This is a genomic window from Cellulophaga omnivescoria, assembly GCF_027915275.1.
Lineage (GTDB): Bacteria > Bacteroidota > Bacteroidia > Flavobacteriales > Flavobacteriaceae > Cellulophaga > Cellulophaga omnivescoria.
Map to the genome: position 1 here is coordinate 3,046,892 of NZ_CP115819.1, position 25,120 is coordinate 3,072,011.

21 protein-coding genes are annotated in these 25,120 nt (G+C 31.3%); 12 read left to right on the forward strand and 9 right to left on the reverse strand.

Annotated elements, in window-relative coordinates; all coding sequences use genetic code 11:
* Positions 1–77 precede the first annotated feature (77 nt).
* The 7 genes from PBN93_RS13470 to PBN93_RS13500 all read left to right on the forward strand — a co-directional run bounded on the left by PBN93_RS13470 (position 78) and on the right by PBN93_RS13500 (position 8,634).
* Positions 78–2,108, forward strand: coding sequence for a sensor histidine kinase (locus PBN93_RS13470; protein ID WP_271080859.1), 2,031 nt, complete (start codon positions 78–80; stop codon positions 2,106–2,108).
* Positions 2,109–2,130: 22 nt separating this feature from the next.
* The gene (locus PBN93_RS13475) at positions 2,131–2,811 is read left to right on the forward strand and encodes a metal-dependent hydrolase (protein WP_271080860.1); all 681 of its coding nucleotides are present in this window, start codon (positions 2,131–2,133) and stop codon (positions 2,809–2,811) included.
* Between the two features lie 11 nt (positions 2,812–2,822).
* Positions 2,823–3,872 (forward strand): o-succinylbenzoate synthase, encoded by a 1,050-nt coding sequence (locus PBN93_RS13480; RefSeq protein WP_271080861.1) that lies wholly within the window; start codon positions 2,823–2,825, stop codon positions 3,870–3,872.
* Positions 3,863–4,801 carry a CPBP family intramembrane glutamic endopeptidase gene (locus tag PBN93_RS13485; protein WP_271080862.1) on the forward strand — a complete coding sequence of 313 codons (939 nt, stop codon included), beginning with the start codon at positions 3,863–3,865 and terminating at the stop codon, positions 4,799–4,801. The genes PBN93_RS13480 and PBN93_RS13485 overlap by 10 nt, the downstream gene beginning before the upstream one ends.
* Positions 4,788–5,843: an AMP-binding protein gene (locus PBN93_RS13490; protein ID WP_271080863.1), complete on the forward strand. Its 1,056-nt coding sequence runs from the start codon at positions 4,788–4,790 to the stop codon at positions 5,841–5,843. Before PBN93_RS13485 ends, PBN93_RS13490 begins: the two co-directional genes overlap by 14 nt.
* Positions 5,844–5,935: 92 nt before the next feature.
* Entirely contained in the window at positions 5,936–6,532 is a 597-nt protein-coding gene (locus PBN93_RS13495) for a carboxypeptidase-like regulatory domain-containing protein (protein ID WP_271080864.1), read from the forward strand.
* A gap of 5 nt (positions 6,533–6,537) precedes the next feature.
* Positions 6,538–8,634: a YfbK domain-containing protein gene (locus tag PBN93_RS13500; protein ID WP_271080865.1), complete on the forward strand. Its 2,097-nt coding sequence runs from the start codon at positions 6,538–6,540 to the stop codon at positions 8,632–8,634.
* 31 nt (positions 8,635–8,665) lie between these two features.
* Here PBN93_RS13500 and PBN93_RS13505 read toward each other — a convergent pair whose 3' ends face one another.
* Entirely contained in the window at positions 8,666–9,940 is a 1,275-nt protein-coding gene (locus PBN93_RS13505; RefSeq protein WP_077405535.1) for an MFS transporter, read from the reverse strand.
* Positions 9,941–9,956: 16 nt separating this feature from the next.
* Positions 9,957–11,585, reverse strand: a complete 1,629-nt coding sequence (locus tag PBN93_RS13510; protein WP_077405538.1) for an acyl-CoA carboxylase subunit beta — start codon at positions 11,583–11,585, stop codon at positions 9,957–9,959.
* A gap of 92 nt (positions 11,586–11,677) precedes the next feature.
* Here PBN93_RS13510 and PBN93_RS13515 point away from each other — a divergent pair, with 92 nt between their 5' ends.
* From PBN93_RS13515 to ettA, 3 genes are all read left to right on the forward strand, one after another.
* Entirely contained in the window at positions 11,678–12,661 is a 984-nt protein-coding gene (locus PBN93_RS13515) for a Gfo/Idh/MocA family protein (protein ID WP_271080866.1), read from the forward strand.
* 65 nt (positions 12,662–12,726) lie between these two features.
* A complete protein-coding gene (locus tag PBN93_RS13520; protein WP_171974517.1) occupies positions 12,727–12,903 on the forward strand; it encodes a CAL67264 family membrane protein in 177 nt (58 codons plus the stop codon).
* 87 nt (positions 12,904–12,990) lie between these two features.
* Positions 12,991–14,682, forward strand: a complete 1,692-nt coding sequence (gene ettA, locus PBN93_RS13525) for an energy-dependent translational throttle protein EttA (protein ID WP_271080867.1) — start codon at positions 12,991–12,993, stop codon at positions 14,680–14,682.
* Positions 14,683–14,745: 63 nt separating this feature from the next.
* On the opposite strand, the gene PBN93_RS13530 is transcribed toward ettA, so the two are convergent.
* Positions 14,746–15,522, reverse strand: coding sequence for an MBL fold metallo-hydrolase (locus PBN93_RS13530; RefSeq protein WP_139344250.1), 777 nt, complete (start codon positions 15,520–15,522; stop codon positions 14,746–14,748).
* A 6-nt stretch (positions 15,523–15,528) separates the two neighbouring features.
* Positions 15,529–15,996 (reverse strand): GNAT family N-acetyltransferase, encoded by a 468-nt coding sequence (locus PBN93_RS13535; protein ID WP_139344251.1) that lies wholly within the window; start codon positions 15,994–15,996, stop codon positions 15,529–15,531.
* A 166-nt stretch (positions 15,997–16,162) separates the two neighbouring features.
* Here PBN93_RS13535 and PBN93_RS13540 point away from each other — a divergent pair, with 166 nt between their 5' ends.
* Positions 16,163–17,050 carry a hypothetical protein gene (locus PBN93_RS13540; RefSeq protein ID WP_077405548.1) on the forward strand — a complete coding sequence of 296 codons (888 nt, stop codon included), beginning with the start codon at positions 16,163–16,165 and terminating at the stop codon, positions 17,048–17,050.
* Between the two features lie 73 nt (positions 17,051–17,123).
* Here PBN93_RS13540 and fumC read toward each other — a convergent pair whose 3' ends face one another.
* Together fumC and PBN93_RS13550 are read right to left on the reverse strand one after the other, a co-directional pair.
* Positions 17,124–18,521 carry a class II fumarate hydratase gene (gene fumC, locus PBN93_RS13545; protein WP_077405551.1) on the reverse strand — a complete coding sequence of 466 codons (1,398 nt, stop codon included), beginning with the start codon at positions 18,519–18,521 and terminating at the stop codon, positions 17,124–17,126.
* A gap of 113 nt (positions 18,522–18,634) precedes the next feature.
* Entirely contained in the window at positions 18,635–21,067 is a 2,433-nt protein-coding gene (locus PBN93_RS13550; protein ID WP_077405554.1) for an outer membrane beta-barrel family protein, read from the reverse strand.
* Between the two features lie 267 nt (positions 21,068–21,334).
* Between PBN93_RS13550 and PBN93_RS13555 the strand changes: the two genes are divergently transcribed.
* Positions 21,335–21,508 (forward strand): hypothetical protein, encoded by a 174-nt coding sequence (locus tag PBN93_RS13555; RefSeq protein WP_170854684.1) that lies wholly within the window; start codon positions 21,335–21,337, stop codon positions 21,506–21,508.
* Positions 21,509–21,680: 172 nt separating this feature from the next.
* Here PBN93_RS13555 and PBN93_RS13560 read toward each other — a convergent pair whose 3' ends face one another.
* From PBN93_RS13560 to arsC, 3 genes are all read right to left on the reverse strand, one after another.
* Positions 21,681–24,194 (reverse strand): TonB-dependent receptor domain-containing protein, encoded by a 2,514-nt coding sequence (locus PBN93_RS13560; RefSeq protein WP_077405557.1) that lies wholly within the window; start codon positions 24,192–24,194, stop codon positions 21,681–21,683.
* Positions 24,191–24,664, reverse strand: a complete 474-nt coding sequence (locus PBN93_RS13565) for a hypothetical protein (RefSeq protein ID WP_077405560.1) — start codon at positions 24,662–24,664, stop codon at positions 24,191–24,193. Before PBN93_RS13565 ends, PBN93_RS13560 begins: the two co-directional genes overlap by 4 nt.
* A gap of 108 nt (positions 24,665–24,772) precedes the next feature.
* Complete coding sequence (gene arsC / locus PBN93_RS13570; RefSeq protein ID WP_077405563.1) at positions 24,773–25,114, reverse strand: arsenate reductase (glutaredoxin); 342 nt, start codon at positions 25,112–25,114, stop codon at positions 24,773–24,775.
* Between the last annotated feature and the right edge of the window lie 6 nt (positions 25,115–25,120).

A 25,120-nucleotide genomic window follows, 5' to 3' on the forward strand; every position in this document is an offset into this window, starting at 1 on the left:
AAGGAGTGTTTTAGGGCACTACACTCTTTTACTTATACCCAAGTAAGTCAAAATTTTTTTTATAACAGACCCGTAATATGATTACAAAAATTGCTAAAATTTTAAGCAACAATAAAAATATACAGTACATTTTAAAACCTAATAACAACATATCTACTTCTAAAACATATGTTGCAGTTTTATTTTTTTCGTTTGCAATTTTTAATGCTTCTACAGCACAAGAAATACAGTTACAACAAACGGTTTTAGACAGTTTTGTAAAAATACCGTCTGCAAAAGACAAGTTTGCCTATTTCTATAAAACACCAAATAGATATAAAGAAAATTCTAGTTACGAGTGGTTAGAGCGTATAGATTCTATGTTAACCAAAGCCAGAAATGCTCAGGATGATGGTTCTGTAGAATACTATAGAATTTTACAAGCACACATTCATCAAGATTTAGTTCAGTATGACAAAAGTATAGCTATAACCAATGAACTGTATATAGATAAAACAAAGCTTAGTGATACACTTAAAAGTGCATTGCTAGATATTATGGATGAGAATTACTCTCAGCTAAAACTATACGAAAAGCAAATTGCAATTCGTAAAGAAAAGAAAGAGTTAGGTTTAGCAGATAACATCTCTTTTTATGATATTTATGCAGATCAAGGCCTGTACCAAAAAGCTAGAGGCGAATACATTAGAGAAAAAAGTAATGTTGTTAGTAGCGATGATTATTATGGACAAGCTGTTTACAATAATAAAATAGGAGATTTCCTTAGGTTAGATAAATCGTCACAAGTAGCCTTAGAAAAATACCAAGAAGCACGTAAATATATAAACACCTATTTAGATACTATTGCCAGACCAAAAACTGAAGATGAGTTGGTAAAAGGTGCTCTTTTAAAAGGTGTTATAGAAGGTAATATAGGAAAATGTTATATGCTTTTAAAAAGGTATGAAGAAGCTATTCCATTATTAGATTCTAGTTTGTTGAAAATTAGAGAGTTTAATGTAGAGGTTTATTCTCAAGATGCCGTAGAAAACACTTTGGATTTAGCCAACTGCTATTTACAAACTAATAAATTAGATAAGGTTTTAGAACTTATTAATGATGATTTACGTGCTATAAAAGTATCCAATGTACTACGTAAAAATCAATTATTAGCTGTTTATTATCAAAAAATGAACGATTATAAAAAGGCTAATTTTTACCTAAACAACAATATAAAAATTAACGATTCTATAAGGGTAAATGAAACCTTAAAAAAGCACCAACAAATTGCAACTGTTTTTGAAAAAGAATTAGAAAATTCTGAAGATAGATTAGACGAAAAGAAAATTGAACTAGAGAACGCAAAAATTGAAGCACAAGCCAGTGATGAGCGTATGAGTTTAATTTTAATATCGTTAATATTTACACTTTTAGGATTAGGTGGTTTGGTATTTGCTTACATTAAAAGTATAAAAAACCAACGTGTTATTGCTAAGCAAAATAATATTATTGAAAGCCAGTTAACAGAAAAAGATTCGCTTTTAAAAGAAATTCACCACAGAGTAAAAAACAACCTTCAAATGGTATCTAGTTTGTTAAGTTTACAAACTAAAAATACTAAAAGTAAAGCTGCAATTATGGCTTTAGAAGAGGGTAAAAGTAGAGTAAAAGCAATGGCGTTAATTCATCAAAAACTATATCAGAATGATGATTTATCTGTAATAGAAATGCAAGGTTATGTAGAGAGTTTGGTAAACAGTGTACAGTCGGTATTTAAAAAAGGAGGTCATAATATAAACATTACCATAGATGCAGAAGGTGTAGAGTTAGATATTGATAGAGCAATTCCTTTTGGATTAATACTAAATGAGCTTGTTTCTAATTCTTTTAAATATGCTTTTCCAGATAATGATGAAAATGGAAAAATCTACATTCATTTAAGAAATACAGAAACAGGTGGTTATTTTGAATATACAGATAACGGTGTAGGTTTACCAGAGGATACAGATGAAAGAACTAAATCTTCAATGGGTATTCGTTTAATGAACCGTTTGGTAAATCAGTTACAGTCTACACTTAATATAGATAAATCTGTAGAAGGAGTTCGTTTTTGGTTCAATTTTAAATAAATTTGAACTAAAATAACAAACTATGAAAATTACATTCCTTGGTCACGCAACTTTGTTACTAGAAGTTGGAGGCAAAACTGTTTTGGTAGATCCGTTTATTTCTGGTAATCCAAAGAATAATAATCAAGTAGATAAAGACACTTTAAACCCAGATTACATTTTAGTTACCCACGCACATCAAGATCACGTTTTAGATGTAGAAGACATAGCTAAAAGAACAAATGCTGTAATTGTTAGTAATTTTGAAATTGCTACATATTATGAAAATAAAGGGCTAAAAGTACACCCTATGAACCACGGTGGTAAATGGACTTTTGATTTTGGAACCGTAAAATACGTAAACGCCATACATACATCTTCTTTTGCAAATGGATCTGAAGGTGGTCTCCCAGGCGGATTTGTTATCACTTCATCAAATAAAAGTATTTACATAGCTGGTGATACAGCCTTAACTATGGATATGAAACTTATACCAATGTTTACCAAGTTAGACTTAGCTGTTTTACCAATAGGAGACAACTTTACAATGGGTGTAGATGATGCTATTATTGCATCAGACTTTATAGAATGTAATACTATTTTAGGCTATCATTTTGATACTTTTGGTTTTATAGAAATTGATGAAGCTAAAGCTATAGAAAAGTTTAAAGCGTCAGGTAAACTATTGCATTTACTGCCAATAGGCAATTCCCTTACAGTATAATTTTTACTGTTATGAAAGCAATTTATAAAAAATACACGCTAGATTTTAAAAGGCCTAGTGGTACTTCCCGTGGTGTACTTACCCAAAAAGAAACTTGGTTTATTATTTTAAAAAATGATAATAAAACAGGAATTGGTGAATGCGGAATTTTAAGAGGTTTAAGTATAGACGATGTTCCAAACTATGAAGAAAAGTTAAATTGGGTGTGTAACAACATTCATTTAGGCTTAGAGGTTCTTTTAAATGATTTAACAGAGTTTCCTAGCATACAATTTGGTTTAGAGCAAGCATTTTTATCATTAACAGCAGATAATCCTTTTATTTTATTTGAAAATAATTTTTCAATCAAAGAAGCTCCTATTCCAATAAACGGATTAATTTGGATGGGAGAGGAATCTTTTATGCACCAACAAATACAGCAAAAACTGAAAGACGGGTTTAACTGTATTAAAATGAAAATTGGAGCAATAGATTTTGATACAGAGGTTTCGCTTTTAAAATCGATTAGGAAAACATACAAAAAAGAAGAAATAGAGCTACGTGTAGATGCTAACGGTGCTTTTAAAGAAGATGCTTTAGATAAGCTTAAAATTTTAGCAGAATTGGACTTACACTCTATAGAACAGCCAATTAAACAAGGTAATTACGCAAAAATGAAAAATTTGTGTGCAGTTACACCATTACCTGTTGCTTTAGATGAAGAATTAATTGGTGTGTTTGGTGTAACAAAAAAGAAAAAACTGCTACAAACAATACAACCGCAATATATAATTTTAAAACCCAGTTTAGTTGGGGGTTTTAAAGGGGCACAAGAGTGGATTTCCATAGCAGAAAAATATAATATTGGTTGGTGGGTTACAAGTGCATTAGAAAGTAATATAGGGTTAAATGCAATTGCACAATGGACCTATGGTTTGCAAAGCAAAATGCCGCAAGGTTTAGGCACTGGTAGTTTGTATACCAACAATTTTAATAGTCCTTTAGAGGTTAGTAACGGTGCTATTAGTTACCGTAATAACTTAGATTGGCAACAAAATTTAATAGAAGATTTATGTATATAGAACAAGGACTAAAAGCAAAAACAAGAGGTATGTGGAAGTATTTTGTACTTCCAACTGGGTTTATAATTTTAATGATATTTAATTATATCTCTGTTAAAACCTCTCCAATTCCTGTAGATGAGCTAATGAATAAGTTAATAGAACAATTTGGTAGAAATCCAGTGTTTGCTATTAACTTAGTGCCTTTAGCATTTGGTTTGTTGGTGGTTTTAGGTTGGACAAAGCTTGTGCATGGGCAATCTGTAACATCTTTAACTACCGCAAGAAAAAAGATAGATTTTAAACGTATTGGATTTTCTTTTGCTTTTTGGGGATTATTAACCATATTTTTATTTGCTATTGGTTTTGTACTTTCTCCAAACGATTTTGTTTTTAATTTTAAACTTGGGCCTTTTATTGCCTTAGCAATTATTAGCTTGTTATTAATACCATTACAAACTAGTTTTGAAGAATACCTCTTTAGAGGTCATATGATGCAAGGAATTGGACTTATGGCTGGTAATAAACTAGTGCCTCTAATTATAACATCTGTATTGTTTGGTGTAATGCATATGGCCAATCCAGAGGTAGAAACTCTTGGCTATGGTATTATGGTATACTACATTGGTACAGGTTTCTTTTTAGGGATTATAACGCTAATGGATGACGGCCTAGAACTCGCTCTTGGTTTTCACGCGGCTAATAATTTAATTGGAGCTTTGTTGGTTACTGCAGATTGGACTGTTTTTCAAACAGATTCTATTTATTTAGATGTTAGCAAACCGGAGTTAGGTTGGGACATTTTTGTTCCTGTTTTAGTTATATATCCTATTTTAATATTACTTTTTGCTAAAAAATACAAATGGACTAACTGGAAAGAAAAGTTAACTGGTAAAGTTTTTAAAGAAGAAGAATTGACTGCAGAACAGCTTACAGATGAAGCATTTTAGTAGCATTAATCCTAAGTTTAAATTAAATGGCATTTCATATACTAAGGATCAATTGTGTTCTTTAGCAGTAGAATTGGCAGAAAAAGACAATTTTAAAAAAGAGATAGGCTCGTTTTTGCAAGATTGGCTTTCTAATTCGCCTACATTAATTGTTCATACTTCTGGCTCTACTGGCACACCTAAGCCAATAATACTACAAAAACAGCAGATGGTAAATTCTGCTTTAGCAACAGGTTCTTTCTTTAACTTAAAAGAAAGTGACACAGCTTTATTATGTTTGCCCGCAAGTTATATTGCTGGTAAAATGATGCTGGTAAGAGCATTGGTTTTAGGTTTAGAAATAGATTTTGTAGAACCTAGTTCTAATCCTTTAAAAGAAATAAATAAAAAATATAAATTCTCTGCAATGGTTCCTATGCAAGTTTATAATTGCTTGCATAATTTACACTTTATAGATACACTTATAATTGGTGGTGCCGCAGTTTCTTTAGATTTAAAGGAGAAGTTAAAAAGCGTGTCTACACATTTGTTTGAAACTTATGGGATGACGGAAACCATTACCCATATTGCAGTAAAAGAAATTAAATCTGATTCTTTTAAAACCTTACCAAACGTTACAGTCTCTTTAGATAATCGTAATTGCTTAGTTATTAATGCGCCCAAAGTCTCAGATGTTATTATAACAACTAATGATGTAGTAGAATTAGTATCAGAATCTGAATTTATATGGTTAGGCAGGTTTGATAATATTATAAACTCTGGTGGAATAAAACTGAATCCAGAACAGATTGAAGCTAAATTATCTGACTATATTAAAACCGATTTTTTTGTATCTAGTGTACCAGATCCTGTTTTAGAAAACAAACTTGTTTTGCTAATAGAAGAGGAGCAAAAAAATGAAGATATTATTGCTTACCTAAAAAAATCTAAGGTATTTACTTCTTATGAAATTCCTAAAGAAGTATATTATATTTCTAATTTTGTACGTACAGAATCAGGTAAAATTCAACGTGCTAAAACTTTAGAATTACTTAAAAAGTAACTTAACTCACTCAAAAGTACACTTCCCTAATTCTGTGTTTTTCTACTAATGACTCTATTGTAGGTTTGTTTTAAACTTATAAACCAATCATTATGAAAAACTTTTTATTTGCCTTGTGTATTATTTTTTGTAGCACACAATTAAGTGCCCAGACAAAAACAGTTACAGGAATTGTAATGTGTGATAACAACCCTTTGCCCGGAGTAAATGTTGTTGTTAAAGGAACAAACAAAGGCGTATTAACAGATTTTAATGGTCATTTTTCAATAAAGTCTAAGAAGAATGATAAACTTGTCTTTACCTGTTTAGGTTATAAACCTAAAGAAATTAAACAGAAAAAAATAAAGTCAACAGTTAACTTACAAGAAGATTTTACAATTTGCTTTGCTAGACTATCGTATTTTTTACCATTTAATATTTACGAGTTTAATGCAGAAAATATAAACACACCACAAGATTTGTACAATACAATTAGGACAAAAGTTCCGGGTGTACAAATAACAAACACTCAAACTAATAATACACCAAAAATTACAATGCGTGGCGATAGTAATACCATTGTTATTATAGACGGTATTCGCTATTCAGATACTTCAATCTTACAAACCATAAACCCTTCAGATATTGAAAAGGTGTACGTTGCTAATTCTGTTGCAGCATCTAACTATTTACTAACCAAAAGAAACTAAACCTTATGAAAAATCTATTATTTATACTTTGCGTAATTGTATGTAGCATACAAGCAAACGCACAAGAACTAACAATTACGGGTACAGTTACAGATGTTACTGGTCCTTTGCCAGGAGTAAATATCATTAGTTCTGGGACTAAATACGGAACAACCACAGATTTTGATGGTTTATACACTATAAAAGCAAGAAAAGGAGATACGTTAGCATATACCTACATAGGCTATAAATACAAAGAGGTTGTAGTAAAAGATAGTCTTAAAATTGATGTTGTTTTAGAAGAGGATAGTGTAGCTTTAGAAGAAGTAGTTATTATGGGCTATGTAGGCTCTTCAGAGTTGGCATATTCAAGTAGAGCGCATAATGTTAGAAAGGTAACAAAGAGAGAAAAAATACAAAACAATATTTCTAGCCAATTAGCAGGTAATGTTGCGGGTGTACAGGTTACAAAAGGGACCAAAAAGAGAGGTAAACCAATACTGATTAGAGGTGTATCTTCAATCAATACAAATAATGAGCCGTTGTATATTGTTAATGGGGTTCCAGCAAAAGAGGGTAATAGAGCTATTTATAAAATTAAGCCATCAAAAATTACATCTATGAAAGTTTTTAAATCTCCTAAAGCAAGAGTATTGTTTGGAGACTCAGCCAAAAACGGATGTATTGTAATTACCACTAAAGGATATACAAATACAATTAATTATGATGAAGAATATGCTAAATTATCAGAAAATCAGTTTAAAAAGGCTACGCTAAATCCGCTTTCTACTTTTTCTATAGATGTTGATAAGGCAGGTTATAGTAACGTAAGAAGAATGATAAATAACGGAGACAATATACCTTATGATGCTGTTAAGATTGAAGAAATGGTAAATTATTTTGATTATGATTACCCGCAACCAACAGACGAACATCCATTTTCTATAGCTACAGATGTAGCTAAAACGCCTTGGAATACACAAACACAATTGGTTCGTATAGGTTTACAAGGAAAAGAGTATTTAAATGAGGAGTTGCCAGCTTCTAATTTAACTTTTTTAATAGATGTTTCTGGCTCTATGGAAGATCATAATAAGTTACCGCTTTTGATATCTGCTTTTAAATTGTTGGTGCATCAACTTAGAGAAAAAGATAAAGTTTCCATTGTGGTTTATGCTGGAGCTGCTGGTGTAGTTTTGCCTCCAACTAATGGAGATCAAAAAGAAAAAATAATAAATGCATTGCAAAAATTAGAAGCTGGTGGCTCTACCGCAGGCGGACAAGGTATTAAATTAGCATACAAATTAGCAGAAAAGAATTTTAAAAAGAACGGAAACAACAGAGTTATACTTGCTACAGATGGTGATTTTAATGTTGGCGCATCTAGTAATAGTGATATGGAAAAACTAATAGAGGAAAAAAGAACATCTGGTGTGTTTTTATCTGTACTTGGTTTTGGTATGGGTAATTACAAAGACTCTAAGTTAGAAACTCTTGCAGATAAAGGTAATGGCAACCACGCTTATATAGATACTATGCAAGAGGCACAAAAAGTATTTGGTAAGGAGTTTGGAGGTACATTATATACTATTGCTAAAGATGTAAAAATTCAAGTTGAATTTAACCCTGCTAAAGTACAAGCATATCGTTTAATAGGTTATGAAAATAGACTTTTGGCAGATGAAGATTTTATAGATGATACCAAGGACGCAGGTGAATTAGGAAACGGACATAAAGTTACTGCACTCTACGAAATAGTTCCTGTTGGTATTAAAAGTGATTATGTAAAAGGTGTACCAGATTTAAAATATACAAGTAGTGAAGAACTAGATAGTTTTTCTGATGAGTTGTTTACGGTTAAGTTTAGATATAAAAAACCAGATTCAGAAACAAGTGTAGAAATGGTTCACATTCAAAAAAATGAAGAATTAGAAATGTCTGCAGATTTTAAATTTGCTTCTGCAGTAGCGTTGTTTGGACTTAAATTACGTAAATCTCAGTTTACAAATAATGCTAATTTAACAACTGTAATTAAGCTAGCAGAACAGGGTAGAGGTGAAGATAAACAAGGATACAGAGCCGAATTTATACGTTTGGTAAAAGCATCTGATAAGGAATTGTAATTAAAAGTGGTTGTGTTTTTAAAAAGGCTGACTAATTATGGTTAGCACTTTTTTTATATTGTAATTTGTAAAACCAAACAGAAGCTAATAAACCTATTATAGAGAAAACAGTGAGCATAATAAACACGTGTTGGTGCCCTAATTCTCCAGGAGAATTATCTAATAATATACCCATTAATGGCCCTGCAAAAATGTCTGGTGTGTAACCAATAATAGAAATTAAACCTACTGCTGTGCCAGTTAAGACTAAAGGTATTTGCCCATCTTGCATTGTAGCAAAATACAGAGAGCGTACAGCATAAACTCCCGTTACTGTTACCAAAACAGATACAATAAATAGTGTAGTGCTGTTAGGGGTAATTATCCCCGATGCAAATAACAAAGCGCCAAAAATACTAAGTATAAAACTATTAATGAGCCAAAGTGTAGTTTTACTTTTATCTGCTATAAAACCTATTATTATACCAATAACTGGCCTAATAAATAGTAAAAGTGTACCAATTTTAGCCGACTTTACTTCATTATACAACATAACTTCTTTAGCGTAGAGCGAGAAAACATCTGTAATTTTATAGCCAACATAAGCACACAAAATAATTACCATTAATAACCAAACAGATGGTATTTTTAAAACTGTTTTTATTTGGTGTGTAGAAATAGATTGTAGCTGTATTTCTTCTTCTTTAATTTCTTTAGATTTTAAAAAGAACCAAACAATAATTCCAATTACAATAATTATAAAAGATGTTACCCAAATAATATAATTAAAAGCCTCTGCTCTATTTGCTAAACCTGAAGTTTCTACAGAACCAATTATAAATAATGAAAATATAAAAACACCTAAAGCTCCAAAACCAGCACCTACTAAACCTCTGCCACCATCTAAAAACCCAAATGCTTTACCTTGAGATTGGTTTCCGCCCCACACACGCGTAGCTTTTATCATAGGAGCCCAAAACAAAAAAATGGTTGTAAACCCCCAGTAACCATAAAGTATTTTAAGTACTAAGTAAGTTGGGTTACTTGCAAGTACTAACCCGCCTAAGGCTGTAGCAAACAATGCTATTGCAATTAGTTTTCTTGGCGGAAATTTATCTGCAATAGGTCCGCCTAGTAAATAAGAAGCCATTGCAACAAAACCATAAACGGAAAAACAAGTTCCTAGTTCTAAGTTTGTTAGGTTAAATACCTCTAAAACTGTAGGTCTAAATACTCTAGCTAAAACAAATGGTAATATAAAAACTGCTTCTCCAGATAAAATTAGAAGAAGCAGATATAGCCAGTTGTATTTTTTTTTGGTATCGATAAATTTAAGTATAAAATTAAACCTGTATTACTCCTAAGTTAAAAGGCTTTTCAATAGGCGCGTGATTGGCAGCTTCTATCCCCATAGATATCCATTTTCTTGTATCTAGTGGGTCTATAACACCATCTGTCCAAATGCGAGAAGCTGCATAATAAGGAGAAATTTGCTCATCATACCTTGCTTTTACCTTATTAAACAATTCTTTTTCTTTTTTCTCGTCTATTTCTTCTCCTTTTTTAAGTAATGAAGCTTTCTCAATCTGCATTAAAACCTTTGCAGCAGAATTACCACTCATTACCGCAAGTTCTGCACTTGGCCAAGCAGCAATTAATCTAGGATCGTATGCTTTACCACACATAGCATAATTACCAGCACCATAACTGTTGCCAATAACAATTGTAAATTTAGGGACAACAGAGTTACTAACGGCGTTTACCATTTTAGCACCATCTTTAATAATACCACTATGTTCACTTTTACTACCTACCATAAAGCCAGTAACATCTTGTAAAAATACAAGCGGTATTTTCTTTTGGTTGCAATTTGCTATAAAACGGGTAGACTTATCTGCACTGTCATTGTAAATAACACCTCCAAATTGCATTTCTCCTTTTTTGGTTTTCACCAACTTTCGTTGGTTGGCAACTATACCAACAGCCCAACCATTTATACGAGCATAACCTGTAATTATAGTCTTGCCGTAACCTTCTTTGTATTCTTCAAACTCAGAATCATCAACCAAACGCTTAATAATCTCAAGCATATCATACTGGTCGCTTCTAGATTTTGGTAGAATACCGTAAATATCTTTAGGGTCTAATTTTGGTTTTTTAGGTTCAATTCTGTTAAAGCCAGCCTTGTCAAAATCACCAATTTTAGCTACTATTTTTTTTATTTTATCCAAAGCATCTGCGTCATCTTTGGCTTTGTAATCAGTAACACCAGATATTTCGCAGTGTGTAGTAGCGCCACCTAATGTTTCATTATCAATGCTTTCTCCAATAGCAGCTTTAACAAGGTAACTTCCCGCTAAAAATATACTAGCTGTTTTATCTACAATTAAAGCTTCATCACTCATAATTGGTAAATAAGCACCACCTGCAACACAACTTCCCATAATTGCAGATATTTGGGTAATTCCCATACTACTCATTACCGCATTATTTCTAAAAATACGTCCAAAATGCTCTTTGTCAGGAAAAATTTCATCTTGCATTGGTAAATAAACACCAGCACTGTCTACCAAATAAATTATTGGTAATTTATTTTCTATGGCAATTTCTTGCGCTCTTAAGTTTTTCTTGCCAGTTATAGGAAACCAAGCACCAGCTTTAACAGTAGCATCATTAGCAACAACAATACATTGTTTACCTTGTACGTACCCTATTTTTACAACAACACCACCAGATGGGCATCCGCCGTGTTCTTTGTACATACCCTCACCTGCAAAAGCAGCTATTTCTATAGCGTCTGTGTTGCTATCTAAAAGATAATCTATACGCTCTCTGGCTGTCATTTTACCTTTAGCATGTTGTTTTTCAATTTTACTTTTGCCACCACCCAACTTTACTTTGGTCAGTTTATGTTTTAAATCTGATAAAAGGAGCTTGTTGTGATCTTCGTTCTTATTGAAATTTATATCCATTATGTAAAAATTGCTTTAGACCATAAAGATAAGCGGAATAATATATATGATATTGATTAACTTTGATAAAAGTTTAAAAAAATAGTTGATTGATGAGCAAAAAAATAGGTTGGGGTATAGTTGGTTTAGGAAATATTGCAGATAAGTTTGCTACAGATTTGGCTTTAGTTACAAATGCAAATTTAGTCTCGGTATCTTCTAGAAGTGAGGAAAAAGCAAATACGTTTGCAGACAAACATAATGTAAAAAATAGATATACCAATGCCCAAGATTTATTTAATTGTATAGATGTAGATGTTGTTTACATAGCTACTCCACATACGTTGCACAAAAATTTAAGTTTACAAGCTATGGACAGTGGCAAGCACGTTTTGTGTGAAAAACCTATGGGAGTTAACAAAGAGCAAGTGCAAAGTATGATTGCTGCATCTATTAAAAACAATGTTTTTTTAATGGAAGCTTTGTGGAGTAGGTTTTTACCATCAATACAAAAAGTAAATCAAATTGTAAATGCTAATGAGTTGGGAACTATAAGTTATATTAAGTCCGATTTTGCTTTTTATGGTTTAAATAGGGCAGAAGAGAGCAGACTTTTAAACCCAAACTTAGCAGGTGGCTCTTTGTTAGATATAGGAATTTATCCTGTATTTTTATCTTACCTTTTGTTAGGAAAGCCAAATGAAATATTAGCAACTGCTAATTTTTATAAAACCGGAATAGAAAAGCAGATTTCTATTATTTTTAAATATAATAATGCACAGGCACATTTGTACAGTGGTTTAATGGCCAATACAGAAACCAGCTCTGAAATAGTAGGAGAACAAGGGTTATTAAAGTTAGAAACCAGATGGCATGAAGCAGATGGGTATTACATTGAAAAAAACCGGGAAAAGAAGTATTACAAAACTCCTAAACTAGGTATTGGTTATACGTATGAAATAGAAGAAGTGCACAAATGCATTGCTAACAACCAAATACAAAGTAACCTATGGTCTCATAAAAATAGTTTAGATTTAATACAATTATTAGATCAAATTAGAGATCAAACAGGTATAGTTTTTCCTTTTGAAGCTTAATTTATTAGGTATTTTACCTTTAAAATTACGATATTTGGCATCTAATAAACCAACAATAATTAAAGATGAATAAAAATACAGTTTTAGCTTGGGCTACATTTATTATGATACTTGTGGGCTTATCACTAATTGCACTTGGTGCATTTAGATATGATGATGTTGCCGGATGGGGATTTGCAGCCGTAGGAATTGGCTTTTTTGCTATTGCGTGGGTTTTTAATGCACTTAAAGGTAGAGTGTAAAAATAAAATATATGTGGGCAAAATGGTATAGTTATGTACTGTTTTGCCTTTTTTTAATTCAATTAATAACAACTAATAATACAAGATATGTCAGACGATAAAAAAGTCATTTTTTCAATGTCTGGAGTTTCTAAAACCTTTAAAACGGCTAACACTCCAGTATTAAAAAATATATACCTAAGTTTCTTTTACGGTGCAAAAATTGGTATTCTAGGTCTTAACGGATCTGGTAAATCTACCTTATTAAAAATTATAGCAGGTTTAGATAAAAATTACCAAGGAGATGTTGTTTTTTCTCCAGGTTATAAAGTTGGTTACTTGGAACAAGAACCTAAGTTAGATGATGATAAAACAGTTTTAGAAATAGTTAAAGAAGGCGTTGCAGAAACTGTAGCCATTTTAGATGAGTACAACAAGATAAACGATATGTTTGGCTTAGAAGAAGTGTATTCTGATGCAGATAAAATGGATAAGTTAATGGCTAGACAAGCAGTATTACAAGACCAAATTGATGCCAGTAATGCTTGGGAGTTAGACACTAAATTAGAAATTGCTATGGATGCATTGCGTACTCCAGATGGTGACAAAAAGATTAGTGTATTGTCTGGAGGTGAGCGCAGAAGAGTTGCTTTATGTAGACTGTTATTACAAGAACCAGAAATTTTGCTTTTAGATGAACCTACTAACCACTTAGATGCAGAATCTGTGCACTGGTTAGAGCACCATTTAGCACAATATAAAGGTACTGTTATTGCTGTAACGCATGATAGATACTTTTTAGATAATGTAGCGGGTTGGATTTTAGAGCTAGATAGAGGTGAAGGTATTCCTTGGAAAGGAAACTACTCTAGCTGGTTAGACCAAAAATCTAAACGTATGGCAGACGAAAGTAAAACAGCGTCTAAGCGTCAAAAAACATTAGAACGAGAGTTAGAATGGGTGCGCCAGGGTCCTAAGGGAAGACAAACAAAACAAAAAGCTCGTTTAAAAAACTATGATAAATTAATGAGTCAAGATCAAAAGCAACTTGACGAAAAATTAGAAATTTACATACCTAATGGTCCGCGTTTAGGAACAAATGTTATAGAGGCTAAAGGAGTTAGTAAAGCTTTTGATGATAAATTACTTTATGAAGATTTAAACTTTAAATTACCACAAGCAGGTATAGTGGGTATTATTGGCCCTAATGGTGCTGGTAAAACCACAATTTTTAGAATGATAATGGGTGAAGAAACTCCAGATAAAGGAGAATTTAGTGTTGGTGAAACTGCTAAAATTGCCTATGTAGACCAAAGTCACTCTAACATTGACCCAGAAAAAACAATTTGGCAAAACTTTAGTGATGAGCAAGAATTGGTAATGATGGGTGGTAAGCAAGTAAATTCTAGAGCTTATTTAAGTAGATTTAATTTTTCTGGAAGTGAGCAAAATAAAAAAGTAAGTATGTTATCTGGTGGTGAGCGTAACCGTTTGCATTTAGCAATGACGTTAAAAGAAGAAGGTAACGTTTTACTTTTAGATGAGCCTACAAACGATTTGGATGTAAATACTTTACGTGCCTTAGAAGAAGGTTTAGATAACTTTGCAGGATGTGCTGTTGTTATTTCTCACGATAGATGGTTTTTAGATCGTATTTGTACACATATATTAGCTTTTGAAGGAGACTCGCAAGTTTATTTCTTTGAAGGATCTTTCTCTGATTATGAAGAAAATAAGAAGAAACGTTTGGGCGGAGATTTAATGCCAAAACGTATTAAGTATAAAAAATTAATTAGGTAATTGTATTTAATTAATTGAAAATAAAAAACTCCTTAAAGTTATTTAAGGAGTTTTTTATTTTCTTTAGTATGACTCGTTAGGGTACCAATCTAATTGTACAACTTTAATGTCTTTATTACCTTCGTTTACCAATTGTTTAAATTTAGCAATATCACTAACATCGGGTTTGCCACGATAGTGGTATGGGTATACTTGTTTTGGTTTAAACTCTAATACTGCACTGGCAGCACTATTAACTGTCATTGTATATGGCAAATTCATACAAATAAATGCTTTGTCAATATCTTGTAAAGCACGCATTTCTGGTATATCTTCTGTATCTCCAGAAAAGTAAACGCGCTCACCAGCTTTTTCTATTAGGTAGCCATTTCCACGTCCTTTGCTATGAAATTTAACAGCTTCTTCCCTTAAATTATACATTGGTATTGCTGTAATTTTAATATCTAAAAAATCTACAGATTCGTCATTGTTTAGTACTGTAAGCTTTGTTTTTAAATTATCAGAAAGTTTGTCTGCAACGGCTTGTGGAGCTACAATAGTAGTTTTATTAGTGTTAATAGCTTCTAAAGTTTCAACATTTAAATGATCTCCGTGAATATCTGTAACCAAAATTAAATCTGGTTCATCTTGTCCATCAAACATATTTGCACCTCCTACAGGATCTATATAAATAGTAGTGTTTCCCCATTTAAAAACAGCTGTAGCGTGCTCTATAGGTGTTACATTAAAGTGATTATCAATTTCACTTGTTTCTTCTTCTGTGGTATTCTTAGTTTCTTTATTGTTTTTACAACTAGTTATAAATAAACAGAAAACAGCAATAGTTATTAGTTTTTTCATTGGTTTTTATTTTAAATTTAGCCTCATTTTAATACTACTTCTTTTGTAAACAACATTGGGTTCTAATGGTATTTCTTTAAAACCTATCTTTTTATATATGTGCAAAGCGTTGGTAAGTTTAACACTAGAATACAAAATAACTTGCTCCCATTGTTTTTCTTTGGCAAAGTTAATGGCGTAGTTTAGTAATTCTTGACCAATTCTTTTACCTTGGTAGTTTTCGCTTACTGCCATTTTTCCTAATTCATAAACGTTTTCTTTAATTTTAATATAAGCTACACAGCCAACAATGGTATCCTCAATTTTAGCAAAAAAGATATATCCACCTTTGTTAATTATATTCTCTTCACAGTTGTTTAAAAGTTCTATATCTTTTTTTTCAACTTCAAAATACTTTTTTATCCACTCTAAATTTAGATTTTTAAAGGTTTTAGCGTATTTTGGCAGAAAGGGAATAAATGTTAAATTATTCATTATAAATTATAATTTTAGATAATTATTTCCGTTAGACGATTAATATTGGACTTAAACCAATTTTTAAGTGCATATAATCTAAATGTTAAACCAAAACGTATATAAATTTGAACCAAAAGATTAACTTAGTCAAGTTAATAAATTAAACTGAATTAATAGTATTGTTATGAGTGAGAAAAAGAGTAATACAGGATTAAAGGTACTTGCTGTTTTATTAGGAGTAGGATTATTAGCTTCTATTGCCTACACAGTTTCTTTGTATAAAGACAGAGAGAAAACCAAAACTGTTTTAACACAAGAGAAAGAATATGTAGTTAATGATTTAACTAGCTTACAGTCTGAGTATGACAAGGCTATTATGGAAAGTAATGCTACAAATGAAGAATTAGTTGAAGCTAGAGACAGAATTGCTAAATATATTGACTCTGTAAAAACTATGAAAACAGATATTTCTTCGTTATCTAGGTATAGAAGACAGGTTGATTTGTTAAAGAAAGAAAGAGCTTTTTTACTTAAAAAGGTAGACTCTTTAACTACATCTAACACTATGTTAGCTATGGAAAGAGATAGTACTTATCAAGAATTATCTAGACAAACAGTTTTTAATGATTCTTTAGTTGTACAAAATACTCAATTAGCAGATGCGGTAGAAAAAGGTTCTGCTTTAAATTTATCTAAGTTCTCTGTAGATGCAGTAAAAGAGCGTAGTAGTGGTAAATTGGTTTCTACAACTAGAGCGGGAAGAGCAGACAAACTTAAAATATGTTTTACTGTTGCAGACAATGCAATTGCGCAAGCTGGTGATAGAGAGTTTTATTTAGAAGTTTTAGATCCTCAAGGTAATGTTTTAGGTGAAGGAACTACTAAATCTAACGAAGGCGGTGCATCTTTAACTTATAGTAAAGCAACTGCTTTTTACTATGAAAACAGAACTTTAGATATTTGTGATTATGTAAATAAGCCAACTGGTGATTTCCAAAAAGGAAACTATATGGCTATTGTTTATGATTCTAAATTAAAAATATTAGGTAAAAGTGAGTTTACACTTAAATAAACTTTTATTTTTAGTTATAAAAAAAGGTGCAATTAAAAATTGCACCTTTTTTGTATTTATATGGTTCGGTTTTTTATTTTAGGGAACCTACCATTTCTTCTGGTTTAACCCATTCATCATATTGTTCTGCGGTAACATAGCCTAAGTTAATAGCTTCTTCCTTTAATGTAGTGCCATTTTTATGAGCAGTGTTTGCAATCTCTGCAGCTTTATAGTATCCTATTTTAGTATTTAAAGCTGTAACTAGCATTAAAGAGTTGTTTAGTAGTTCTTTAATAACATCGTGGTTTGGCTGTATGCCAGCAGCACAATTAACATCAAAACTAACACAGGCATCACCAATTAACTGCGCAGATTGTAATATGTTTGCAGCCATCATAGGTTTAAAAACATTAAGCTCATAATGACCTTGTGTGCCACCTACAGTTATAGCAACATCATTACCCATAACTTGTGCACAAACCATAGTTATAGCTTCTGCTTGTGTAGGGTTAACTTTTCCTGGCATTATAGAACTACCAGGCTCGTTTGCAGGAATAATAATTTCGCCAATACCAGAACGTGGGCCAGAAGCCATCATTCTAATATCATTAGCAATTTTATTAAGTGAAACAGCTAGTTGTTTTAATGCACCATGACTTTCTACTATAGCATCATGTGCGGCCAATGCTTCAAATTTATTTTTAGCGGTAATAAATGGTAATCCTGTAAATTCTGCTATGTATTTAGCAACTAGAACATCATAACCAGCAGGTGTGTTTAAACCTGTACCTACAGCAGTACCACCAAGAGCAAGCTCTGCTAAGTGTGGCAATGTGTTTTCTAATGCTTTTAAACCGTGATTTAATTGAGAAACATAGCCAGAGAACTCTTGTCCTAAAGTTAAAGGCGTAGCATCCATAAGGTGAGTACGTCCAATTTTTACAACATTTGCAAATTCTTTAGATTTTTGTTCTAAAGTATCTCTTAGTTGTTTAACTCCAGGTATAGTAACTTCTGTAATTTTTTTATAAGCGGCAATGTGCATTCCTGTAGGAAAGGTATCGTTAGATGATTGTGATTTGTTTACATCATCATTAGGCTGTATCGTTTTTTCTCCTTCACCAATAACATTACCGGCTATTTCATGTGCTCTGTTTGCAATAACCTCATTTACATTCATATTACTCTGTGTGCCAGAGCCGGTTTGCCATATAACCAACGGAAACTGGTCATTATGTTTACCTTCTAAAATTTCATCACAAACCTGTGCAATTAAATCTCTTTTTTCTGTAGATAAAACACCTAGCTCACAATTGGTGTAAGCTGCTGCTTTTTTTAAATATGCAAAACCATAAACAATATCTAATGGCATAGATGCAGCAGGACCAATTTTAAAATTGTTTCTAGAGCGCTCTGTTTGTGCTCCCCAATATTTATCAGCAGGTACCTCTACCTTGCCCATTGTATCTTTTTCTATTCTAAAGCTCATTGTACTAATTTTTTATAGCCACAAAGGTAAGAATTTGGAAAATTTTTAATGCTTATTTATTTGATGATTTTAGTTTATTTTGGAGCAAATATGAACTTTAATTAAAAATAATGTTAATTAAATTTATATGTTAATGTAGCTCTTAGGTTTCTTTGGTCTGATTGAAGTTCGTTGTATGAGATAGAATTGTTTAAGGTAGTAGTAGAATATCTTTTGTATGCATTAAAAATATCAGTAACACCAATAGATACTGCCACTTTATTTTTTAATAAATTTTTACTAAATGCAATATCTAACCTATCTAATGCTTTTGTTTTTGTTTGGGAATTAGTATTTGCCCCTATGTAATAGTAATTTGTTTGAAAATTTACATCGTAAATAAGAGGTAGTTTAGCACTAGCACTCCCTGTCCACCTAAACTGGTTAGCACTAAAGTCTACATTAACTATTTGGTTGTTGTTGTTAGTATAGTTATAGTTGCCATTTAATTTTTGGTTATACATAAACATATTTAAAGATAAACGCCATTTTTTTAAGGGTACATACGTTACTGTTGCGTCTATGCCATATCTATCTTCTTCTGCAATGTTTCTTTTTGTTTTTGCTATTATTGGCGCAGATATTGTACCGTTAGTACTAGTCACAGTTTCAGTATTTCCGGTTTCTATAACTACATTGTGTATAACATCTTCTGTTTTAGAGTAAAATAATGCAGAATTAAAAGTTATTTTATTCCACTTATTTATATAATTAAACTCAAAAGAATTAGTAAACATTGGGTCTAGATCTGGGTTGCCATAAAACAAATTGGTTTTGCTAACCCTATTAGGAAAAGGATTTAAATTCCCAGCCGTAGGCCTATCAATTCTTTTACTGTAGTTTAGACTTATTTTTTCTTTATTACTAAACTCGTAACTTAAAAACATTGAAGGAAACCAATTGGTGTACAACTTATTGTCTGTAGTATTTGTATTAGTAAGTAAAATAGACAAATTTGTATGTTCTACTCGGATACCTAATGAGGCATTAAACTTATTAAAACCTTGTGAAAATTGTAAATAACCAGCATTAACATCTTGACTGTAAACTAGGTTGTTACTGTAATTGTTGTTTTTTATAAATAGATTATTAATTATAGATCCTTCTGTATAGTCTATATTATAATTGTCATAAACACCTCTATAACCAACTTCTATTTTAGAATTGTAATTTTTACCAAATGGAAGTGTATAGTCTATTTGTGCAAGTTGGCTTATTTGTGTGTCGTCTGTTATGGCCTCATCAAATAGATTGGTGCTGTTATTTTCTAGTATAAATTCATTAATAGCCCTGTCTTCTAACTCAAAACTTCTAGAGTACTGATAGTCTGCGGTTAAAATATGACCTTTAGAGTTAAATTTTCTTTTGTAATTTAAAGAGTATCGTATACTTTCTTCGTCGCTATCTTCTTCTGTATCTCTATTTCTGTTAATTGTTGTATTGTTTGTAGTATTAAAGTTAGTTAAGTCTATAGCTGTGTAGTTTAAACCAGATCCTTTGCTATATGCTACCGAGTTAGTTACACTAGAATTTTTATTTAACAATAGTTCTATACCGGCATTTACAGATAAATTTTTGTAATTGCGGTCTAAAGATCTGTATTCATTTTCAAAACCAGTAGTGTTGTTGTTATTGTCAAAAAAATCATTGTAAAATAAAGAATAGCCAGGTCTTTCTCTGTCTGTATAAGTTATATTAGAAAAAATATTAAATAATTTCTTTTTAACACCTAATGATACTCCCAATTTATAATATTCCGGGTCTTTAACTGTTGCAGTTATAGAACCGTTTAATCCAGATTTTTTAGATTTTCGTAGTATTATGTTTAATATGCCAGCTGTACCAGAAGAACTGTATTTTGATGAAGGGTTTGTTATAACTTCTACCTTTTGTATGGTGCTTACAGGCATTTGTTTTAAAGCTTCGGGACTAATGCCAGATAGGGTAGAGGGTTTACCATTAATTAAAATTTTTACATTATTATTTCCTCTTAAGCTAATTGTACCTTCTGCGTCTACAGCTACTGCAGGAATATTATTTAAAACATCCGAAGCGGAACCACCATTTAAAGTTAAATCTTTACCAACATTGTATATTTTTTTATCTAACCTTAATTCTACGGTTGTTTTTTCAGCAATAATTTCAACTTCGTTTAGTTCCTCTACATCTAAGCTTAACATTATTTGTCCTAAATTCTTAGATTTTGTTAATGTTATATTCTTTAAATAGTAAGTTTTGTAAGAAATATGCTCAATTTTTATATTGTAATTTCCATATGGTATACCATCAATACTAAACTTACCATTTTTATTACTTATACCACCAGAAATATAATTAGAGTTATTTTTATCTTCAATTATTAGTGTAGCAAATTCTAATGGAGTTTTTGTTTCAGAGTCTACAATTGTACCAGATAATTTTACAGTATTATTACTATTATTTATTTGGTTTTGCTGGGCATTAATAACTGTAGATAAGGCAAAGAATAGAAAGAATATTTTTTTCATTGTTTATTAGTCTTTTGTATTTATAACAAATAGGACTAATGTGTGGTAAGTGTTATTAAGCATATTATAAAGTAGGTTATTAAGTTGAGTTGTTAGTTTAAAAACGGTTAATAATACTTAAGCTACTTACAGGTATTTTATGGTAATATTAGTACGTCTTATACTACAAATATAAAAAAATATTAAAATAATTATTATTTTTTTTTGATTTAGATTTGTACTATTCATCTTAACAAGTATCTTTGTAACCGTTAAAATAAATTACTTATGTTTGAATTTGACCAGTATTTAGGTTTTTTAGCTTTTTTAACTATCCTTACTATAGGATTTTGGCTAATGATATTTTTATTAACATTTGTGATACCTTATTGGTTGGGCGGATCACTTATAGAATTTCTGAAAGAAAAACGAGAAGCTAGAAAAGCAAAGCGTTTAGAATAAAAAACAAAAAAGAGACTTATTTAAGTCTCTTTTTTTGTGCTTCACTATTAACTAAAATGTTTAATTGTATTATATACATACTAAAACTTTGTAGTTAATAATTATTATAATAATTAAAAAGGGTGTTGTTCACTTAAACAACACCCTTTTTTTATAATTTTATTCCGTATTATTATCCTTGCATATCCATTTCATCACCTCCGCCATCTCTCATTTCACCTTTATTGCGTTGGTTTTTTTGTTGATTAAATCTGTAAGTAAAAGTTAAAGCTACACTTCTTTCTCTCCACTGAAACTCACTGTTTGAGAAAATATTTTCAGTTCTACTTTCAGATCTTCTTTTTCTGGAATTAAAAATATCGCTAACACTTAATGATAAGGTTCCTTTTTCTTTTAAGATATCTTTACTTAATGCTAAGTCAGATCCAAACATTCCTTTGGTATCAGTTTGTGCATTTTTGGATGGACCTCTATAGGTTAAGTTTGTCTGAAAATCTATTTCTGCAGGTAATGGTATTTTTGCACTAAATTTAGAAAACCAGCTAAAGTTATCAGCATCAAAATTTTGAGTAATTTCTTCGTTTAAGAAATTAGTATAGGTATGTTCACCTTCTAAGCTTTGTTGAAATAAGTTAAGGTTTAAGCTAAACCTCCAGTTGCGTATTGGTGTATAGGTAGATGTAATATCTAAACCATATCTAGTCTCGGTAGCTAAGTTAATTGGTGTTCTAGCTTGTACAGGTATTTCTACAGAACTCCCTGGGTTTGCAGGATCTTCTATACTAACAAAGTCACCTGTTTCTTGTGAAACAAACTGAAAAACTCCTGTTGAGTGGTTGTAGTAACCAGAGATGTTAAACAAAACTTTGTCCCATCTTTTTAAATAACCTAAATCATACGCATCTGTAAAAGTTGGATCTAAATCTGGATTACCAAAAAATAAGTTTGTGTTACTAGACCTAGAAGGAAAAGGGTTTATAAACCTAGAACGTGGTCTTCTAAGTCTTTTACTGTAACTAAGTGTAAATTGTTCCATTTCTGATAACTCATATCCTAAAAATACAGAAGGGAACCAGTTGGTGTAATTTTTGGTGTTAATTTCATTTGTTTCTGCTAGTTCAATTTCTATATCTGTAGATTCCATACGTAAGCCACCAAGTAAACTAAACTTATCAAATTTAGTACCTAATTGTACATAAGCAGCATTTATATTTTCTCTGTAAAAAAGCTCGTTACTAAAATTTGGATTACTAGTAAAGTTACCATTAACTTCTTCTCCAAAATCATAATCTGTATTATAATAATTAAAGTTACCTCTATAACCTGCTTCAAACTGAGAGGCTAAATCTTTGCCAAAAGGTAATACATAGTCTACCTGTACTAATTGGTCTATTTGTTTGTTATCAGAAATTGTACGCTCTAAAGGACTACTATTTGCATTACCACTTACAAGTTCTTCTATACTAGCATTTTCTAATTCGTTAGATCTAGAGTATTGGTAATCTATAGTTAATTTATTACCGTCATCATTAAACCTTTTAACATAGTTTAAAGAGTATTGTACTGTTTCTTCATCATCATCTTCTATTGTATTTCTTTGTCTTTCAATGGTAGGGTTCATATTACCATCAAAATTAAAAAAGTTAACATCTGCTTTGTCTAAACCGTTAGAGTTTCTGTATAATACAGAGTTTGTTATACTACTAGTTTCATCTATAAAATATTCAAAACCAACATTTGCATTGTAGTTTTTACTGCTACGGTCATAATTTCTGTATTCGTTTTCAAAACTTGCAGTTGTGCCATCTTCATTAAAGTATTCATTTTCAAAAGTGGCGTTTCCAGGTCCTGTTCTGTCTCTGTAGCTTAAGTTTGTGTACAGGTTAAATTTATCTCTTCTTAAGTTGATATTAGCAGAACCAGCGTATTGTTCTGGATCACCAACTGTTGCAGATACAGATCCGTTTAGGCCAGCAGTTTTACTTTGCTTTAAAATGATATTTAAAATACCAGCAGTACCTTCTGCATCATACCTTGCAGATGGGTTTGTAACAACCTCTACTTTTTCTATAGCATCTGCAGGTAAAGATTTTAAAGCGGCATTGTCTAAACCAGAAAGTGCAGAAGGCTTACCGTTAATTAAAATTTTAACGCTTTCATTACCTCGTAAACTAATAGCTCCCTCTACGTCTACATCTACAGACGGCACATTGTTTAAAACATCTGTAACAGAACCTCCTTTTACGGTTAAATCTTTACCTACGTTATAAACTTTTTTATCTAACCTAAGTTCTACGGTGGTTTTCTCTGCAACTAAAACAACATCGTCTAGCTGTTCTACGTCTAAAGCTAATTTAATAACACCTAAATCTGTAGATTTATTTAGGTTTTGGTTGTTAACAGTATATGTTTTATATGATAAGAACTCTACTTTAATATTGTATAATCCTGCATCTGCAGTAACATCAAATTTCCCTTGTTGGTTTGTTATTCCTCCTGTAACTACAGATGGGTCTTTAACACTTTGTAATACTAGTGTAGCATATTCTAAAGGATCTCCTGTTTCATCATCAACCACAGTACCTGTGATTTTAATTTTTTTAGGATTAGTAGATTTAGCATTGGGACCTTGAGCGTACGTAATTACAGTTGCAAATACCAGTACTAAGGAAAGTAGTTGTTTCATTCTTTTTGTTTAGTTTTTTTCTTTTTCTTTTTTTTAGCTTTTTTAAAGCCTTCTTTTTCTAAAGCAACATAAGCCTCATATTTTTCTTTTGGCAGAGCAGCTTTTAATTCTTCAGTCTGTTGTTCTTTTAATTTTTCTATGCTTTCTTTCATTTTTTCACCATCTAGCTTTAAAATTTGCAGTTCCATATACTTTTTAATGTATTTGGTTAATGTTGTGCTTAATACTGCTTCTTCAAAACTATTAAGATCTATAACTTCTAAAATTTTAGGCATTTGTAGCTCTACAATTTCCTCTGCTGTTAGCGGTTCTGGTTTTTCATTAGATTGTGTTTGTGGCATTTGGTTTCTAACGCGGCCGTTTCCGTAGCCATTATTATAACCGTTACCATAACCATACTGTGCCTCTACAGTTGATAATGAGAATACAAATACTACTGCTGCATAAAAAAATATTTTATTAGTTTTCATAACTTTCTGAATTAGTAAGAGTTTAAAAATTAAAGAAGGTTTAATTTAGTTTGGTTAAAGATTTGTTAAAAGAATTTAGCAATAAAAATGCCAAAAATTAAACTGTTCCTAAATTACAGTTTTTATTGCTTCAGTAGGTCTTCCAATAACGGCTTTATTTCCGTTAATAACAATTGGTCTTTCTATTAGTTTAGGATTGGCAATCATAGCATCAATAATTTCATTATTAGATAGTTGCTTGCCTTTGTAGTTCTCTTTCCAAATAGCCTCATTTTTACGTACTAAAGCTATAGGATCTATAGCTAAAAGGCTAATAATGTTTTGTAGCTCTTGTTTTGTAGGTACATTTTCTAAATATTTTACAATTTCAAAAGGTTTACCAGTTTCTTCTAAAAAAGCTACTCCTGCTCTAGATTTACTACATCTGTTGTTATGGTAAATTTTTATCATTATTAA

Coding starts and splice junctions, on each gene's coding strand:
- PBN93_RS13470 (WP_271080859.1), top strand. CDS start 78: ATGATTACAAAAATTGCTAAAATTTTAAGCAACAATAAAAATATACAG.
- PBN93_RS13475 (WP_271080860.1), top strand. CDS start 2,131: ATGAAAATTACATTCCTTGGTCACGCAACTTTGTTACTAGAAGTTGGA.
- PBN93_RS13480 (WP_271080861.1), top strand. CDS start 2,823: ATGAAAGCAATTTATAAAAAATACACGCTAGATTTTAAAAGGCCTAGT.
- PBN93_RS13485 (WP_271080862.1), top strand. CDS start 3,863: ATGTATATAGAACAAGGACTAAAAGCAAAAACAAGAGGTATGTGGAAG.
- PBN93_RS13490 (WP_271080863.1), top strand. CDS start 4,788: ATGAAGCATTTTAGTAGCATTAATCCTAAGTTTAAATTAAATGGCATT.
- PBN93_RS13495 (WP_271080864.1), top strand. CDS start 5,936: ATGAAAAACTTTTTATTTGCCTTGTGTATTATTTTTTGTAGCACACAA.
- PBN93_RS13500 (WP_271080865.1), top strand. CDS start 6,538: ATGAAAAATCTATTATTTATACTTTGCGTAATTGTATGTAGCATACAA.
- PBN93_RS13510 (WP_077405538.1), bottom strand. CDS start 11,585: ATGGATATAAATTTCAATAAGAACGAAGATCACAACAAGCTCCTTTTA.
- PBN93_RS13515 (WP_271080866.1), top strand. CDS start 11,678: ATGAGCAAAAAAATAGGTTGGGGTATAGTTGGTTTAGGAAATATTGCA.
- PBN93_RS13520 (WP_171974517.1), top strand. CDS start 12,727: ATGAATAAAAATACAGTTTTAGCTTGGGCTACATTTATTATGATACTT.
- ettA (WP_271080867.1), top strand. CDS start 12,991: ATGTCAGACGATAAAAAAGTCATTTTTTCAATGTCTGGAGTTTCTAAA.
- PBN93_RS13530 (WP_139344250.1), bottom strand. CDS start 15,522: ATGAAAAAACTAATAACTATTGCTGTTTTCTGTTTATTTATAACTAGT.
- PBN93_RS13535 (WP_139344251.1), bottom strand. CDS start 15,996: ATGAATAATTTAACATTTATTCCCTTTCTGCCAAAATACGCTAAAACC.
- PBN93_RS13540 (WP_077405548.1), top strand. CDS start 16,163: ATGAGTGAGAAAAAGAGTAATACAGGATTAAAGGTACTTGCTGTTTTA.
- fumC (WP_077405551.1), bottom strand. CDS start 18,521: ATGAGCTTTAGAATAGAAAAAGATACAATGGGCAAGGTAGAGGTACCT.
- PBN93_RS13550 (WP_077405554.1), bottom strand. CDS start 21,067: ATGAAAAAAATATTCTTTCTATTCTTTGCCTTATCTACAGTTATTAAT.
- PBN93_RS13555 (WP_170854684.1), top strand. CDS start 21,335: ATGTTTGAATTTGACCAGTATTTAGGTTTTTTAGCTTTTTTAACTATC.
- PBN93_RS13560 (WP_077405557.1), bottom strand. CDS start 24,194: ATGAAACAACTACTTTCCTTAGTACTGGTATTTGCAACTGTAATTACG.
- PBN93_RS13565 (WP_077405560.1), bottom strand. CDS start 24,664: ATGAAAACTAATAAAATATTTTTTTATGCAGCAGTAGTATTTGTATTC.
- arsC (WP_077405563.1), bottom strand. CDS start 25,114: ATGATAAAAATTTACCATAACAACAGATGTAGTAAATCTAGAGCAGGA.